The 13,853-nt window shown below is 63.0% G+C and carries 14 protein-coding genes; 3 read left to right on the plus strand and 11 right to left on the minus strand.

Translation table 11 applies throughout. The annotated features are described in order from the left end of the window. Window positions 1–834 precede the first annotated feature (834 nt). The 5 genes from CC207_RS15435 to colR all read right to left on the minus strand — a co-directional run bounded on the left by CC207_RS15435 (window position 835) and on the right by colR (window position 4,559). Window positions 835–1,065, minus strand: coding sequence for a hypothetical protein (locus tag CC207_RS15435; protein ID WP_028689699.1), 231 nt, complete (start codon window positions 1,063–1,065; stop codon window positions 835–837). Further along, window positions 1,062–1,763 (minus strand): lipopolysaccharide kinase InaA family protein, encoded by a 702-nt coding sequence (locus CC207_RS15440; protein ID WP_028689698.1) that lies wholly within the window; start codon window positions 1,761–1,763, stop codon window positions 1,062–1,064. Before CC207_RS15440 ends, CC207_RS15435 begins: the two co-directional genes overlap by 4 nt. Window positions 1,764–1,769: 6 nt before the next feature. Then, window positions 1,770–2,450, minus strand: a complete 681-nt coding sequence (locus CC207_RS15445; protein ID WP_028689697.1) for a class I SAM-dependent methyltransferase — start codon at window positions 2,448–2,450, stop codon at window positions 1,770–1,772. Between the two features lie 107 nt (window positions 2,451–2,557). Then, window positions 2,558–3,886: a HAMP domain-containing sensor histidine kinase gene (locus tag CC207_RS15450; protein ID WP_028689696.1), complete on the minus strand. Its 1,329-nt coding sequence runs from the start codon at window positions 3,884–3,886 to the stop codon at window positions 2,558–2,560. Then, the gene (colR, locus tag CC207_RS15455) at window positions 3,876–4,559 is read right to left on the minus strand and encodes a two-component system response regulator ColR (RefSeq protein WP_028689695.1); all 684 of its coding nucleotides are present in this window, start codon (window positions 4,557–4,559) and stop codon (window positions 3,876–3,878) included. Before colR ends, CC207_RS15450 begins: the two co-directional genes overlap by 11 nt. A 179-nt stretch (window positions 4,560–4,738) precedes the next feature. Between colR and CC207_RS15460 the strand changes: the two genes are divergently transcribed. Then, window positions 4,739–5,470 carry a phosphatase PAP2 family protein gene (locus tag CC207_RS15460; RefSeq protein ID WP_088852367.1) on the plus strand — a complete coding sequence of 244 codons (732 nt, stop codon included), beginning with the start codon at window positions 4,739–4,741 and terminating at the stop codon, window positions 5,468–5,470. A 99-nt stretch (window positions 5,471–5,569) separates the two neighbouring features. Here the strand turns inward: CC207_RS15460 and groL are convergent, their stop codons facing one another. The 5 genes from groL to CC207_RS15485 form a co-directional block, all read right to left on the minus strand. Further along, entirely contained in the window at window positions 5,570–7,210 is a 1,641-nt protein-coding gene (gene groL, locus CC207_RS15465; protein WP_088852368.1) for a chaperonin GroEL, read from the minus strand. A 48-nt stretch (window positions 7,211–7,258) separates the two neighbouring features. Further along, window positions 7,259–7,552: a co-chaperone GroES gene (locus CC207_RS15470; RefSeq protein WP_028689692.1), complete on the minus strand. Its 294-nt coding sequence runs from the start codon at window positions 7,550–7,552 to the stop codon at window positions 7,259–7,261. 284 nt (window positions 7,553–7,836) lie between these two features. Continuing rightward, window positions 7,837–8,298, minus strand: coding sequence for an FxsA family protein (locus CC207_RS15475; protein ID WP_028689691.1), 462 nt, complete (start codon window positions 8,296–8,298; stop codon window positions 7,837–7,839). A 66-nt stretch (window positions 8,299–8,364) separates the two neighbouring features. Continuing rightward, window positions 8,365–9,096: a HugZ family protein gene (locus CC207_RS15480; protein WP_062364491.1), complete on the minus strand. Its 732-nt coding sequence runs from the start codon at window positions 9,094–9,096 to the stop codon at window positions 8,365–8,367. Window positions 9,097–9,331: 235 nt separating this feature from the next. Next, complete coding sequence (locus CC207_RS15485) at window positions 9,332–10,339, minus strand: DUF481 domain-containing protein (protein ID WP_062364493.1); 1,008 nt, start codon at window positions 10,337–10,339, stop codon at window positions 9,332–9,334. A gap of 200 nt (window positions 10,340–10,539) precedes the next feature. Here CC207_RS15485 and CC207_RS15490 point away from each other — a divergent pair, with 200 nt between their 5' ends. Further along, window positions 10,540–10,845, plus strand: coding sequence for an MGMT family protein (locus tag CC207_RS15490; RefSeq protein ID WP_050703864.1), 306 nt, complete (start codon window positions 10,540–10,542; stop codon window positions 10,843–10,845). Window positions 10,846–10,889: 44 nt separating this feature from the next. After that, window positions 10,890–12,437, plus strand: a complete 1,548-nt coding sequence (locus tag CC207_RS15495; RefSeq protein WP_028689687.1) for an AmpG family muropeptide MFS transporter — start codon at window positions 10,890–10,892, stop codon at window positions 12,435–12,437. Between the two features lie 92 nt (window positions 12,438–12,529). On the opposite strand, the gene CC207_RS15500 is transcribed toward CC207_RS15495, so the two are convergent. After that, window positions 12,530–13,765, minus strand: a complete 1,236-nt coding sequence (locus tag CC207_RS15500; RefSeq protein WP_088852369.1) for an MFS transporter — start codon at window positions 13,763–13,765, stop codon at window positions 12,530–12,532. Between the last annotated feature and the right edge of the window lie 88 nt (window positions 13,766–13,853).

Below are 13,853 nucleotides of genomic sequence, written 5' to 3' on the forward strand. Positions count from 1 at the left end.
GCCCAATAGACGCCGGATAGATTGAAGCAAGCCATCCATTCCATCTGATGAACAGTATTGCAAAAAATGGGGTGACCATAGATTGGTCTTAACTCGCCGTCCGCGGCCAAAGTAACCAAAGCCGCCCCGCTCCGTTCATCCGGCCCCTACGCTTCGCTTCGGGGTTCCCTCGCTCCGTTCTTGCTCCCGGGAGGACCGCGCTGAACGCCCCATCCTGGGGCGCAGCGCTTGACGGCCATCCATGGCCGTCACCTCCCTCCGCAAGAACTCCGCTCGGCCTCCTGAAGTCGCAATTGGTGTTGCCTGAACTACCGCGCGCTTAGAAGCAAGAGCAAGAGCAAGAAATTCGAAGTTAGCTGTTTGACAGTTAGTTATATATTGGCTGCCCCGCGATACGATCGAGAGATCAACTAAACTTTCAACTAGCGACAGCTGTGTCAGTTCAGGCGCCGCCCGTAACTTCGCGACTTCAGGAGGCCGAACGCAGGCCTTGCGGAGGGAGGTGACGGGCATGGATGCCCGTCAAGCGCTGGGGCCCAGGATGGGCCCTGCAGCGCGGTCCTCCCGGGAGCAAGGCCGGAGTGAGGGGACCCGGAGCGAAGCGCAGGGCCGGATGAATGGAGCGCAGCGTTTTTTGGTTACTTTTGTCCGGCCGGCGCTCCGGGCGTTTGACAAAAAGTGACCCGCCGTAAGGGCGGAAAGGTGAATAAGCGTCGACATCGCAAATGAATGCGCATAAAACTTCAAAAACAAACATCAACCAACCATAAACCCCAAATAAACAAACGCCAGAAATTCATAAAGAAACCCCCGGCGCTCACCACATAACCCACGTCAACCAAACGGCCGCAACCCCTGCCTCATCCCAAACAGGAACAACAGCAGATCATGATCCGGCTCAGCCCGCCCCTGCTCTACCTTGGCCACCCGTGGCAACGGACACACCCCACCGACCTCAGCCTTGCTGAAGACCGTGGGCCGCGGCTGCTCCCAGGCCGCCGCCGCCGCCGTGGTCACCGCCAACGCCGCGACCAGGAATAAAGCTCGAGCGATTTCTAGTTTCATTGCTCTAAACCTTTGACCGCGCTGCCAAACGCCATTTGGTAAAAGTAGAGCAAGGTCTGCCATTCCGCCTCGTTGAACGACGAGTGGCGTCGCAACTGCCGCAGGTCGTTATAGGCCGCACGCTGGCAACTGATCCGCCGCCGACACTTCTCCAGGTCCAGCAACGCCACTTCCACCCGCGCCAACTCGCCCTCGCCCACCACCTTGACGAACACGTGCTTGCCGTACAGGCAGCCATGCTGCCAATGCCCCAGGTGCATGCGCGCCAGGTTGTCCGCGAGGTCCTTGAGCATGCGCTCATGCACGGCCTGCGGGTAATGCTCACGGGCCCCGGAGGCATGCCAGGCATCGAGGTCGACGAAACCCTCGAGCGCCTCGCTGACCAGCAAGGCCCGCCACTGATGATCAGCGTCCCGCTCGGCCCCGGCATAGACGATCCGCGGTACCCTGACGCCCAGTTGCTCGAAACTGTTCAGTGCATCGAGTTCGCGCAACACCGTGGGGCGCCCGAACGGATGCAGCAGGCTGCGGTAGATGTGCCCGACCTGGCGTTTGGCATACAGCAGATGCCCCTCGCCGTCGCTCAGGCGCTGCACGCCACTCTCGCCGCCACGCCGCTGGTTGGGTTCCTCGACCCACTCTCCCTGCTGCTGCCAGTAAAAATCAAACTGCCTGGACTGATTCTGCGCTACCGCCATCACTCGTTACCCCTTGCGCAATACGTAAACTCGCCACATGGCATAGAACGGCAGAAAGTCGAGTCGTTCCTGAATTCTGAATCCTGCTGACACAAATTCTTCTTCAACTGTAGCCGCGGGTAACACGAAGCGGTTCTGATAGCCGTCCTGCGTCGTCCGCGCACTGCGCCTGGCTTCGAGCTTGCGGCGGCGCCAGGCCTTGAAATTGCCATCCACCCACAGTGAAAGGATCACGCTGTCTCGGCTAACCCTTTGAAATTCCGAAAGAATTTTCTTCCGGTGGAGCGGATCGCCAATATGGTGGAACAAGCGCATGCAAAAAATGCTGTCGACCGCGTTATCCGGAAGGTCGATGGCGAACGCGGAAGTCTGCAAGGGGCGTACCCGCGCAACCACCTCTGGCGGTTGTGACGCACAGGCTGTCTCGATCATCGCCGCTGAATTGTCCGCGCCGATGATCACGCGGTTGGCCTTTTCCGCCAGCAGCGGCCAGAACCTTCCGGCGCCGCAGGGCAGGTCGAGCACCAGGCCAGGCTCACCGGCCAGCGCCAGGGCACGGCGGGCCAACTGCTCGTCACGCTGGTGGGACAAGCGCCGAGCCAGGCCATCCTGGTGCTTGAGGAAGTACTCCCGGGCGTGATTGCGGTCGTACTTGTCCGAGAATTCGAGTTTGATGGGGCTACGCATTGGACATCTCCTGACTCCAGTGCGCTCACCATAGGTACGCAAGCGTTGGAATCAGGTCATGTCGATGTGAAAAATCTGTCAGCACCAAATGCAGGTGTTACAGGAGGTTAATCGGGATCCAATAGCCCATCCTGGCTTTCACCGTCCTGCACCACTTTCGTGCCCTGGCTCAGGTCGACCTGGAAGCGGCAACCATGGGGCAAGGTCGCGGTCAAGGTGACGCGCCAACCCTGATCGTCACAGATGCGCTGCACCAGCGACAGGCCCAGGCCCAGGCCCTCGCCGCGGCGCTCGTCGCCACGCACGAACGGCCGGAACATCGCCTCGCGCTGCTCCTCCGGAATCCCCACGCCACTGTCCTCGACACAGAAGCCATTGGCCTCGAGACTCAAGCGAATGTAGCCACTGTCAGTGTAGTGCGCCGCGTTGCGCAGCAAGTTACCCATCACCGATTGCAGGAAGGTGGCGTTGTACAGCACCGGGCTGGCACTGACCCGCCCCTCGTAGTAAAGCGCCAAGCCCTTCTGTTCGATGGTGTCGCGCCATACACCGATCAGGTCGTCGCCCACCTCACGCAAGGTTGCCCGCGATGCGATGGCGCCTTCATCGCGCTGTGCACGGGCCAACATCAGGAACGTCTTCACCAGTTCGCGCATTTCCTCGGTCGCCCGGGCGATGCGTTCGACCTGGCTGCGCGCGCGCCCATCAAGGCCGGGGTTCTCCATCAGCAACTCGCACGAAGTCGCCAGGACCATGAGCGGCGTGCGCAGCTCATGGCTGACGTCGCTGGTGAACAGCCGCTCACGGGTCAAGGCATCGCGCAGGCGCCCCAGGGTATCGTCGAAGGCGACTGCCAGCTGGCCGACCTCGTCCGCCGCGTAGTCCGGCGCCAACGGCGGCGCAAGGCCCAGCAACTGGTCACGGTGGCGGACCTGGCGCGCCAAGCGGATCACCGGCGCCATCACGCGCCGCGCCAGCAACCAACCAAGGATCACCGCAAGGGCCAGGCTGAGCACGAAGCCGACCACGACCACGGCGAACAACACCCGCTCGCGCTCCTCGAAATCGCTCTGGTCCTGCAGCAGCACATAACGCCGACCGTCGACGATCTCGACCATGGCATGATACGAGAGCTGGTCGCGAAACACCTCGTGGAAGCCGGCATCCAGGTGGCGCAGGTCCTTGGGCAACTCGAAGTCATCGCGCCCGCCGCTGAAATAGAACAACTGGTCGGGGCGTGGCCGATGGCTCCAGTCGCTGACGCTGTCCATGCGCAGCAGGCGTTGCAGATCACCGCCAAGCACCGACGAGATCAGGCGTTCCTCGACCAGGTGCACCGTGGCGACGATGCCGAAGGCGAAGGCCCCGGCCACCAGCGCGCTCATCAGCGCGAAAGCGATGATGATGCGCTGGGCAAGGCTCTGTTTAAACTCCATCGCGGCCCTCGGCGAGGCGATAGCCGACGCCATGGACGGTATGCAGCAGGGGTTTGTCGAACGGTTTGTCGATCACCTGGCGCAACTGGTGGACGTGACTGCGCAGGCTGTCGCTGTCCGGACAGTCGTCGCCCCACAAGGCTTCCTCCAGCACCTCGCGGCGCAATACATGGGGGCTCTTCTGCATCAGCACGGCCAGCAGTTTCAGGCCGACCGGGTTGAGCTTGAGCAGGCGCCCCTGACGAGTCACCTCCAGGGTATCGAGGTCGTAGCTCAGGTCGGCGACCTGCAGGGTACGCCGACCACCACCCTGGGCGCGACGCAGCACCGCCTCGATGCGCGCCGCCAGCTCGGACAGCGCGAACGGCTTGAGCAGGTAGTCGTCCGCGCCCGAGCGGAAGCCTTGCAGGCGGTCGTCCAGCTGGTCGCGGGCGGTGAGCATGATCACCGGCGTGTCGCGCCGGGCATCCTCGCGCAGGCGCTTGCACAGCGTATAGCCATCGATGCCCGGCAACATGATGTCGAGCACGATCAGGTCGTAGTGTTCGGTCGCGGCCAGGTGCAACCCGGACAGGCCATCCTGGGCACAGTCGACGGTGTAGCCCTTCATGCCAAGGTAGTCGGCCAGGTTGGCCAGAATATCGCGGTTGTCTTCAACCAAAAGAATGCGCATCGAGGTCTCCTGTGCGGCGCTTCGCCGGGCGCGGCAGGCGCAGCTTACGTCCAATGCCCGCATGGTGCCATGCCCTGGCTCGAAATCACCGAACTTGACAGTTTTTTCACCGATCATTCACGCACACAGGATAGCGGGCACCCGACAATGCACGGTCTTTTCCACCCTCTGGAGTCATCATGCAGTCATCCGTGCGCCCTCGCCCGATCAACCCGTGGCTGTACCTGGGCATCCCTTTCGTTACCGCCATGGCCTTGATCCTGCTCGAATGGACGCCGCTGGACATGGATGTGGCCAACCTGTTCTACGACCCGGCTGCCGGCCAGTTCATCGGTCGCCACAGCTACCTGCTGGAAAACATCCTGCATGACCGGGTCAAGCAGGGCGTAATCGTCTTCGGACTGCTGGCCGTGGTCGGTTTCGCCCTGAGCTTCGTCTGGCAACGGCTGGCGGGCTGGCGCCGTGAACTCGGCTGCCTGGTATTGGCGTTGGGGCTGTCGACGGCCTTCGTCACGCCGCTGAAGAAAGTTACCCAAGTGCAATGCCCGTGGAGCCTGACCCAATTCGGCGGCAAGGAGACCTACAGCAAGCTGCTGGAGCCACGCCCTGCGACCGACAAGCCCGGACTGTGCTGGCCAGGCGGGCATGCCGCGACCGGGTTCTGCCTGTTCGGCCTGTTCTTCATGCTGCGCGATCGCCGTCCGCGCCTGGCACGGGTGGCGCTCGCGGTAGCCCTCGTGGCTGGCGCGGGACTGTCGGTCGGACGGATGATGCAGGGCGCGCACTTCCTGTCACACAACGTATGGACGGCGGTGTTCTGCTGGTTGATCGGGCTGGGGTCGTATTACCTGGTGCTGTATGGCCGCGGGGCCGCCAGGGCCCCCGTGGCAGAACACAGCGCCGTTCGATGAACAATCGCAGGGCAAACCCATCCTTGCGATGACGCCAGAACAAACGAAAAAGCCCCGCACTAGGCGGGGCTTTTTCTGGGTACAGGGGGTAAGGCTGGCTTACATCATGCCGCCCATGCCACCCATGCCGCCCATGTCAGGCATGCCAGCAGTTGGCTTGTCTTCCGGCAGGTCGGCAACCATGGCTTCGGTGGTGATCATCAGACCGCCGATCGAAGCTGCGGCTTGCAGGGCCGAACGGGTGACCTTGGCTGGGTCCAGGATGCCCATCTCGATCATGTCGCCGTATTCACCGGTAGCGGCGTTGTAGCCGAAGTTGCCCGAACCTTGCTTGACCTTGTCAGCGACAACGCTTGGCTCGTCGCCGGCGTTGGCAGTGATCTGGCGCAGCGGGGCTTCGACGGCGCGACGCAGCAGGGCGATACCGACGTTCTGGTCTTCGTTGTCGCCTTTGAGGTTGGCAATGGCAGCCAGGGCGCGAACCAGGGCAACGCCACCGCCAGGCACCACGCCTTCTTCGACGGCTGCACGGGTGGCGTGCAGGGCGTCTTCGACGCGGGCTTTCTTCTCTTTCATTTCGACTTCGGTGCCAGCACCGACCTTGATCACGGCAACACCGCCAGCCAGCTTGGCCAGACGCTCTTGCAGCTTCTCACGGTCGTAGTCCGAAGTGGTGTCGGCAACCTGGGCACGGATCTGGGTGACGCGGGCCTGGATGTCGGCTTCTTCGCCAGCACCGTCGATGATGGTGGTGTTTTCCTTGGACAGGATCACGCGCTTGGCGTTACCCAGGTGCTCCAGGGTGGCGGTTTCCAGGGACAGACCAATCTCTTCGGAGATCACGGTACCGCCGGTCAGGACGGCGATGTCCTGCAGCATGGCCTTGCGGCGGTCGCCGAAGCCCGGGGCCTTGACCGCGGCAACCTTGACGATGCCACGCATGTTGTTGACCACCAGGGTGGCCAGGGCCTCGCCCTCGACGTCCTCGGCAACGATCAGCAGCGGACGACCGGCCTTGGCAACGGCTTCCAGTACTGGCAGCAGCTCACGGATGTTGGAGATCTTCTTGTCGACCAGCAGCAGCAGCGCGCCTTCCAGCTCGGCAACCATGGTGTCCGGCTTGTTGACGAAGTACGGCGACAGGTAGCCACGGTCGAACTGCATGCCTTCTACGACAGACAGTTCGTTTTCCAGGCCCGAACCTTCTTCGACGGTGATCACGCCTTCTTTACCGACTTTTTCCATGGCTTCGGCGATGATTTCACCGATGGAGTTGTCGGAGTTGGCGGAGATGGTGCCGACCTGGGCGATGGCCTTGGAATCGGCGCATGGCTTGGACAGGTTCTTCAGCTCGGCGACGACGGCGGCGGTGGCCTTGTCGATACCGCGCTTGAGGTCCATCGGGTTCATGCCGGCGGCAACGGCCTTCAGGCCTTCGTTGACGATGGCCTGGGCCAGGACGGTGGCGGTGGTGGTGCCGTCACCGGCGGCGTCGTTGGCCTTGGAAGCGACTTCCTTGACCAGCTGGGCGCCCATGTTCTCGAAGGCGTCCTTGAGCTCGATCTCTTTGGCGACGGAAACGCCGTCCTTGGTGATGGTCGGCGCGCCGAAGCTCTTGGCCAGGACCACGTTGCGGCCTTTCGGGCCCAGGGTCGCTTTTACCGCGTCAGCCAGAACGTTGACACCAACCAGCATTTTCTTACGGGCGGAATCGCCGAATTTTACGTCTTTAGCAGCCATGATCGTTTAATCCTTGAAATTCTTTGGAGTAACGGGAAGTCGGGGAAATCAGGCTTCGATAACGGCCAGGATTTCGTTCTCGGCCATGACCAGCAGGTCTTCGCCGTCGACTTTCACGGTGTTGCTGCCCGAGTAAGGGCCGAAAACCACTTTGTCACCCACTTTCACGGCCAGCGCGCGTACTTCGCCGTTGTCCAGGATACGACCGGTGCCGACGGCAACGACTTCGCCGCGGTTTGGTTTTTCAGCGGCCGAACCCGGCAGGACGATACCGCCAGCGGTTTTCGATTCTTCTTCGCTGCGACGGATGACGACGCGGTCATGCAGAGGACGAAGCTTCATTGTCGATCTCTCCCAAATTGTGGTTTTCATCGGCCGGTGTCGACACCGGCGGGTTGGTTCGATCCGGCGTTGCCGGGGGTGGTCCGCACAGGGCGAACCACCTATGTCATGTCTGGTGTCGCCACCAGAAACCTTGCGGTGACACATACATGAGGCCGCTAAAAACAATTACAAGGCTTGCGCGGAAAATTTTTCAAAACGTCATCGTGGAAGCGGGCCTGTCCCGCGATGAGCCCAACCCAGAGGCCATCGCGGGACAAGCCCGCGCCCACGAAAAATCGGTGTTATTTGTCGCGACGCTCGTACTCGCCCTCGATCACGTTCGGACGATGGCCGCCATCGCGGGGCTGCGCCTGGAACGGATCATCCTGGAACGCGCGCTGGCGCAGAGCCTGTTCCTCGGCGCGGCGACGCAGCCGACCGGCCACCAGGCGACGGGTGAACGGCAGCAGGCAGAGCAGGCCCAGCACATCGCTGATGAAGCCCGGCAGCAGCAACAGGCCGCCACCAACGGTGAGCATCAGGCCCTGGAACATGTCCTCAGCCGGCAACTCGCCGCGCTGCAGGCTTTCCCGGGCACGCAGGGCAGTGGCCAGGCCGGCAACGCGCATCACCAACACACCCAGGGCGGAACCGGCGATGATCAGCAGCAGCGCCGGGAAGAAACCGATGGCCGCGCTGACCTTGACGAAGACGAACAGCTCCAGCACGGGGAAAAGCAGTAACAGCAGTAGAAAAGCACGCATCAAGGGTTCCTCGACGGAAGAGAATCTTCCTGTAAGACCATCAAATGGATGCCTCGACGCCTGTTTTCAACCCTCGACGCTTTCCGCAACCGGCCACTGGTCAGCGCGGGCCAGAAAAACCAAGGCTTCACGGACATGTGTCGGCGTGTTGCAGGTGCTCGGGAACGCCAGCCAGTATACCGCCTGGCCGATACGCAGATGCATGCCTTCGCTGTCGATACCAACCATTTCGGCCGGCGCCGTGCGCGGCAGGTCGGTCAGTTCGACGTAATGGGCGATGGCATTGGCGTGGTCGCTGTTCATGTGCTCGATCATGCTGGCCTCGGCCTTGCCCGCAAAGGGATTGCTCAGGGTCACCTGGTCGAGCCAGTGGATCGCGCCGAAGCCACCGATGTAGCGGTGGCGTACCGGCTCGAGCACCCAGAAATCGAAGTCGTGGGCCTTGTGGTAGTTGGCCGATTCAGGGAAGTACCGGTAGTAGCGGGCCGCGGCAGCCTCGATGGCCGCTTCGTCGGTCAGCTTGCGCGCCTCGGCCATCACCGTCAGGCGCCCGACCGCCTGCACGTCCTCGGCGTCGCGCTCGCCCACCAGCAGTGAACACTTCGGATCTTTCTGCAGGTTGTGGGTGTGCTGGGCGATACGGCTGATGAGGATCAGCGGATGGCCCTCGGCGTCCAGGCAGTAAGGCACCACCGAACCGAAGGGATAGCCGGGCATGGACTTGGAGTGAGTCGAGAGGACGCCGCGGTACTCCTTGAGCAGCAGTTCCCGGGCGGGGCGAAGGGCGTTGGTACTCACTGGAAAGGCTCCTGACGACGGACTGGATGGGTGACAAGATAAGCATTATCACCCGCCGCTGCCACTGGGCCTGCTGCCGTGTAGATCTACGCATATCCCTGTAGGAGCGGCCTTGTGTCGCGATAGGGCCGCAACGCGGCCCCGGCAATGTCTGCCTAGTCGCTGAGATCCTGGGGCCGCTGCGCAGCCCTATCGCGACACAAGGCCGCTCCTACACCAAAAGCACGCTGCCGACCTACCAGGTAACGCCGAACCCTGCGGTATAGCGAGTCTTGTCCAGGTCGCTGTCGCTCGTGCCCTTGATCAGGTCCTTCTCCGCCTTGAGGTTGAGCGAAGCCCACTCGGTCACCTTGTAGCGCAGCCCCATCTCGGCATCCAGCGAGTAGTCGGCCACGCCGCCCAGCGGCTTGCCGAATTCGCCATTGGTGAAGAACTCCACTTTCTTGCCGATCAGGTAGCGGTTGTAGTCCCACTTCACGGCGGCGGAATAGAAGTTGTCCTTGCCACCGTCGCGGTACTCGAAATCGGTGCGGTTGATCAGCGAACCCAGCGAGAACGCACCCAGTTCGTCATCCCAGAACTGATAGCCCGGGCCGGTACCGATGGTGCGCTGGCGCGCCAGGTCCTCGATATGATCGCGCTTGTACTCCAGGCGCCCCTGCCAGAACCACTTCTCGGTAATGAAGCGGTCCAGGGCGTACTCGGCGCTCCAGTTGTTGGTGGTGGTGACGTCGTCCTTGGTCTCGCGGTTGTACTCGCCCTCGGCGTTGTGCCGCCAACGGCCATGGCGGGCGGTGGTCTTGAAGCTGACGTCGTAGTCGTCGCTGTCGGTCTCGGCACGCTTGTAGTCCATCGCCACATCGACATTACCCTTCCACAGGAAGTCCTCGACCAGCGGTCGCGGCTTCATGATCTGCTCGATGCTGGCCAGCTCGACGGTCTTCGGCGCATCGCCGTTGGCCAGAGTCACCTTGCCCGGCTCGGCGGCCTTGAGCGACTTGGCCTTCTCGCCGGAGTAGGCGTCCTGCTTGACCAGCAGTTCCCGGTCGCTCTCCAGTGTCTGCACCTGTTTCCAGTCCAGAGCGATCGAGCCGCCATAGGGCGTCTCCAGCAACAGCTTGCCGCCGTCGAAGACCTTGATCTTGCCGCTCAGGCGGTCACCGTTCTTCATCCACACGGTGTCGGCGAGCACAGGGGTACAGAGCGACGCGGCGATGAGGCAAAGCAGGGTTCTAGAAGACATAAGCGCAATTTGGGTTCGATTCGACGAAAAAGCCGGGCATTATCCAGATACCGACAACCTGAGCAAGGACAGACCCAGACCATGCCGATGAGTTCCGCTCGCATTTGCCCGGACCGCCTGCCCGGTTTCATTCACAGGCCAAATACCCCGTGACCTCGACGCCACCGCCCGCTGTGCCGGAGGATGCCGAGGCCCGACGAATGGCACTGTACTCGGTGCTGGGCCAGGTCCCCGCCGGCAAGGTGGTCAGCTATGGGCAATTGGCCGAACTGGCCGGCCTCGGCCGCGCGGCGCGCTGGGTCGGACGCACCCTAGGGCAGCTGCCGGCGGACACCCGCCTGCCCTGGCACCGGGTGCTGGGTGCCGGTGGCCGACTGAGCCTTGCCCTGGGCACGCCATCGGGCGACGAACAACGCGCCCGCTTGCGCGCAGAAGGCGTGAATGTGGCCAATAATCGTGTGGATATGGCACGCCATGGCTGGCGTCCAATGGAGCACAGCGGTTAGAGTGCGCGCTTTGTTTTCGCAAACCTTGAGGCAGATGTTGGCCCATGCCCCGTAAAACCTGGCGCGCTGCGCTCGCTGCCTATGCCAGCCCGTCAACTTTGGTGCTCTTGCTGCTCGGATTCGCCGCCGGCCTGCCGTATATGCTGGTGTTTTCGACGCTTTCGGTCTGGCTGCGCGAGGCGGGTGTGGCGCGTGAGACCATCGGCTATGCCAGCCTGATCGGCCTGGCCTACGCCTTCAAGTGGGTCTGGTCGCCGCTGCTCGACCAATGGCGCCTGCCGCTGCTCGGTGGCATGGGCCGTCGTCGTTCGTGGCTGCTGCTGTCCCAGGTGCTGGTGGTGCTCGGGCTGGTCGGCATGGGCTTCTGCGACCCGCAGAAACACCTGTCGTGGCTGATCGCCCTGGCGGTGCTGGTGGCCTTCGCCTCGGCCACCCAGGACATCGCCGTCGACGCCTACCGCCTGGAGATCGCCGACGACCAGCGCCAGGCCGCCCTGGCCGCCAGCTACATGGCCGGCTACCGGGTCGCCGCCCTGCTCGCCACCGCCGGTGCGCTGTTCTTCGCCGAGTGGTTCGGTTCCACCGGGTTCAGCTACCTGCACGAGGCCTGGACCGGTACTTACGTGCTGTTCGGCGTGCTGATGCTGCCCGCGCTGTTCACCACCTTGGTGATGCGCGAACCGCCGGTGCCCCTGCGCACCCAGCTGTCGGCGGCCCGCTACGGGTTGATGCACCAACTGGCCTCGGTGTTCGTGCTGATCATCCTGCTGGTCTCGGTGCCGGCCAGCTTCACCCAGCTGTTCAACACCGACTGGGCCAGCGTGGTGTTCGGCGACTCGTCCATGCTCGACCTGTTGCTCGAAGACCGTGCTTTCCTGCGCCTGATCCTCTATGTGCTGCTGACCTGGGCATGCCTGTCGTCCCTGGGCCGCCGCGGCCTGGCGCCGGTGCTCACGCCGGTCAACGACTTCATCACGCGCTACCGCTGGCAGGCCCTGCTGCTGCTCGGGCTGATCGCCACCTACCGCATGTCCGACACGGTGATGGGCGTGATGGCCAACGTGTTCTACATCGACATGGGTTTCACCAAGGACCAGATCGCCAGCGTCAGCAAAATCTTCGGCCTGATCATGACCCTGGTGGGCGCCGGTGCCGGTGGCCTGCTGATCGTGCGCTTCGGCATCCTGCCGATCCTGTTCATCGGCGGCGCGGCCTCGGCGGCGACCAACATCCTGTTCCTGATGCTGGCCGACATGGGCCCGAACCTGGAAATGCTGGTGGTGACCATCTCGCTGGACAACTTCAGTTCGGGGCTGGCCACATCGGCCTTCGTCGCCTACCTGTCGAGCCTGACCAACCTGAAGTTCTCGGCCACCCAGTACGCACTGCTGAGCTCGATCATGCTGTTGCTGCCGCGTTTGATCGGTGGCTATTCCGGGGTGATGGTGGAGAAGTTCGGCTACCACGACTTCTTCCTGATCACCGCGCTGCTTGGCGTGCCGACGCTTGTGCTGATCGCCCTGCACTGGCGGCAGGAGGTGGGTCGGGGAAAGCCGGTGCCGGTGGAGAGTCCGGCGGCTGAACAAAACTAGGCCTTCTCCGGCCTTATCGCGGGGCAAACCCGCTCCCACATATTCAGCCTGAATGACTGACTGCGTGGGAGCGGACTTGCCCCGAGATGTTTCTACTGGGTCACAGCCCCTTTCCCCGAACGTCCGCCTACCACGAACCACAGCGCCAGCGCGCCCGCCACGCCTGCGGCCAGGGCGAAGTGCATCAGGCTCGCACCCGCGCCGAGCATCGCCAACACCGCGCCGCCCAGCCCCAGCAAGGCGATGGTGATCATCCCCAGCATCGCCGATACCAGCCCCTTGCTCTGTTCGCTGGAGAACAGCGTCATGCGGTATAGCACGGCGTTGGCCACGCCCAATCCCAGCGCATACAGCGACATGCCGGCCACCACGCTGGGCACCGTCGGCCGATACCAGGTCGCCGCAACCATCAGCGACAGCCCTGCCAGGTATGGCCACAGGGCCCCGCGCACCAGTGACGGCAGCGGATAGCGATCAGCGATTCGATTGATGATCAGGTTGCCCAGGATCAGCCCGCCGAACACCGGCAGCTGCCATAGCGCGTATTCCAGGGTGCTCAGGCCCTCGTCATGGATCAGCAGCACCGGAGACAGGCCGATCCAGCCGATCAGCGGCAGCCCCACCAACCCCAGCGCCGCACTGCCGGCCATAAAGCGCCGATTGCCCAGCAACTGACCGTAGCCTGCCAGCAATGGCAGCAGGTGGATGGGCGTGAACGGCAGGCGCGAACCGTCGCGACGCTCCACCCCCAGGGTTTCGGGCATCAGCCGGTAGAGCAGCAGCCAGCACAGCACCGCGCCCGCGGCAAACGCCACGAACAGCCAGCGCCAGTCCAGCCACTGCAGCATCAGGGTGCCCACCAGCGGGCCGAGCAGTGGCGACAACAGGGCGATATTGGCCAGCAGGGCCATCATGCGCACCGCGTCGGCCTCGCTGAAAGCCTCGTTGAGCGCCGGGTAACTGACTGTGACCACAAAACCCAGGCCGATGCCCTGCAACAGGCGCAACAGGTTGAACAAGCCGATGTCCTGCACCCAGAAGGTCGCCAGGCACGCCAGGCCGAAGAAGATGCAGCCGCCCAGCAGCAACGGGCGCCGGCCGTAGCGATCCGCCAGCGGGCCGATCAGCCATTGCAGCAGCACTCCGCCCAGCAGATAGAGGTTAAGGGCGTGGGGAATGTACTCGGTGCTGGCGTGAAGGTCGCCGACCACCACCGGCATGGCGGGCATGACCGCGTCGCTGGCGAGGTAGGTCAGCAATTCGAACAGCGCCAGGGTCAGACCGAACAGCAAGGCGCGCAAGGGGGTGATATACAGCAAAGGTTTCATGGCGGACATCGGGGTTTAAGGCAGGATCAGGGTATATGCCAGATATGGCAGCGCCTGGCTGTGAACAAGTGTAAAAGAACGGGGCCGC

It is taken from the genome of Pseudomonas sp. DrBHI1, from assembly GCF_002205115.1.
Classification (GTDB): Bacteria; Pseudomonadota; Gammaproteobacteria; order Pseudomonadales; family Pseudomonadaceae; genus Aquipseudomonas; species Aquipseudomonas mosselii.

What these genes read in the sequence shown, in the direction of transcription:
- CC207_RS15485 (WP_062364493.1), bottom strand. Translation starts at nt 10,339, where the DNA reads ATGTCTTCTAGAACCCTGCTTTGCCTCATCGCCGCGTCGCTCTGTACC.
- CC207_RS15440 (WP_028689698.1), bottom strand. Translation starts at nt 1,763, where the DNA reads ATGGCGGTAGCGCAGAATCAGTCCAGGCAGTTTGATTTTTACTGGCAG.
- CC207_RS15445 (WP_028689697.1), bottom strand. Translation starts at nt 2,450, where the DNA reads ATGCGTAGCCCCATCAAACTCGAATTCTCGGACAAGTACGACCGCAAT.
- CC207_RS15495 (WP_028689687.1), top strand. Translation starts at nt 10,890, where the DNA reads ATGCCCCGTAAAACCTGGCGCGCTGCGCTCGCTGCCTATGCCAGCCCG.
- CC207_RS15500 (WP_088852369.1), bottom strand. Translation starts at nt 13,765, where the DNA reads ATGAAACCTTTGCTGTATATCACCCCCTTGCGCGCCTTGCTGTTCGGT.
- CC207_RS15470 (WP_028689692.1), bottom strand. Translation starts at nt 7,552, where the DNA reads ATGAAGCTTCGTCCTCTGCATGACCGCGTCGTCATCCGTCGCAGCGAA.
- CC207_RS15435 (WP_028689699.1), bottom strand. Translation starts at nt 1,065, where the DNA reads ATGAAACTAGAAATCGCTCGAGCTTTATTCCTGGTCGCGGCGTTGGCG.
- CC207_RS15450 (WP_028689696.1), bottom strand. Translation starts at nt 3,886, where the DNA reads ATGGAGTTTAAACAGAGCCTTGCCCAGCGCATCATCATCGCTTTCGCG.
- CC207_RS15460 (WP_088852367.1), top strand. Translation starts at nt 4,739, where the DNA reads ATGCAGTCATCCGTGCGCCCTCGCCCGATCAACCCGTGGCTGTACCTG.
- CC207_RS15475 (WP_028689691.1), bottom strand. Translation starts at nt 8,298, where the DNA reads ATGCGTGCTTTTCTACTGCTGTTACTGCTTTTCCCCGTGCTGGAGCTG.
- CC207_RS15490 (WP_050703864.1), top strand. Translation starts at nt 10,540, where the DNA reads ATGGCACTGTACTCGGTGCTGGGCCAGGTCCCCGCCGGCAAGGTGGTC.
- colR (WP_028689695.1), bottom strand. Translation starts at nt 4,559, where the DNA reads ATGCGCATTCTTTTGGTTGAAGACAACCGCGATATTCTGGCCAACCTG.
- groL (WP_088852368.1), bottom strand. Translation starts at nt 7,210, where the DNA reads ATGGCTGCTAAAGACGTAAAATTCGGCGATTCCGCCCGTAAGAAAATG.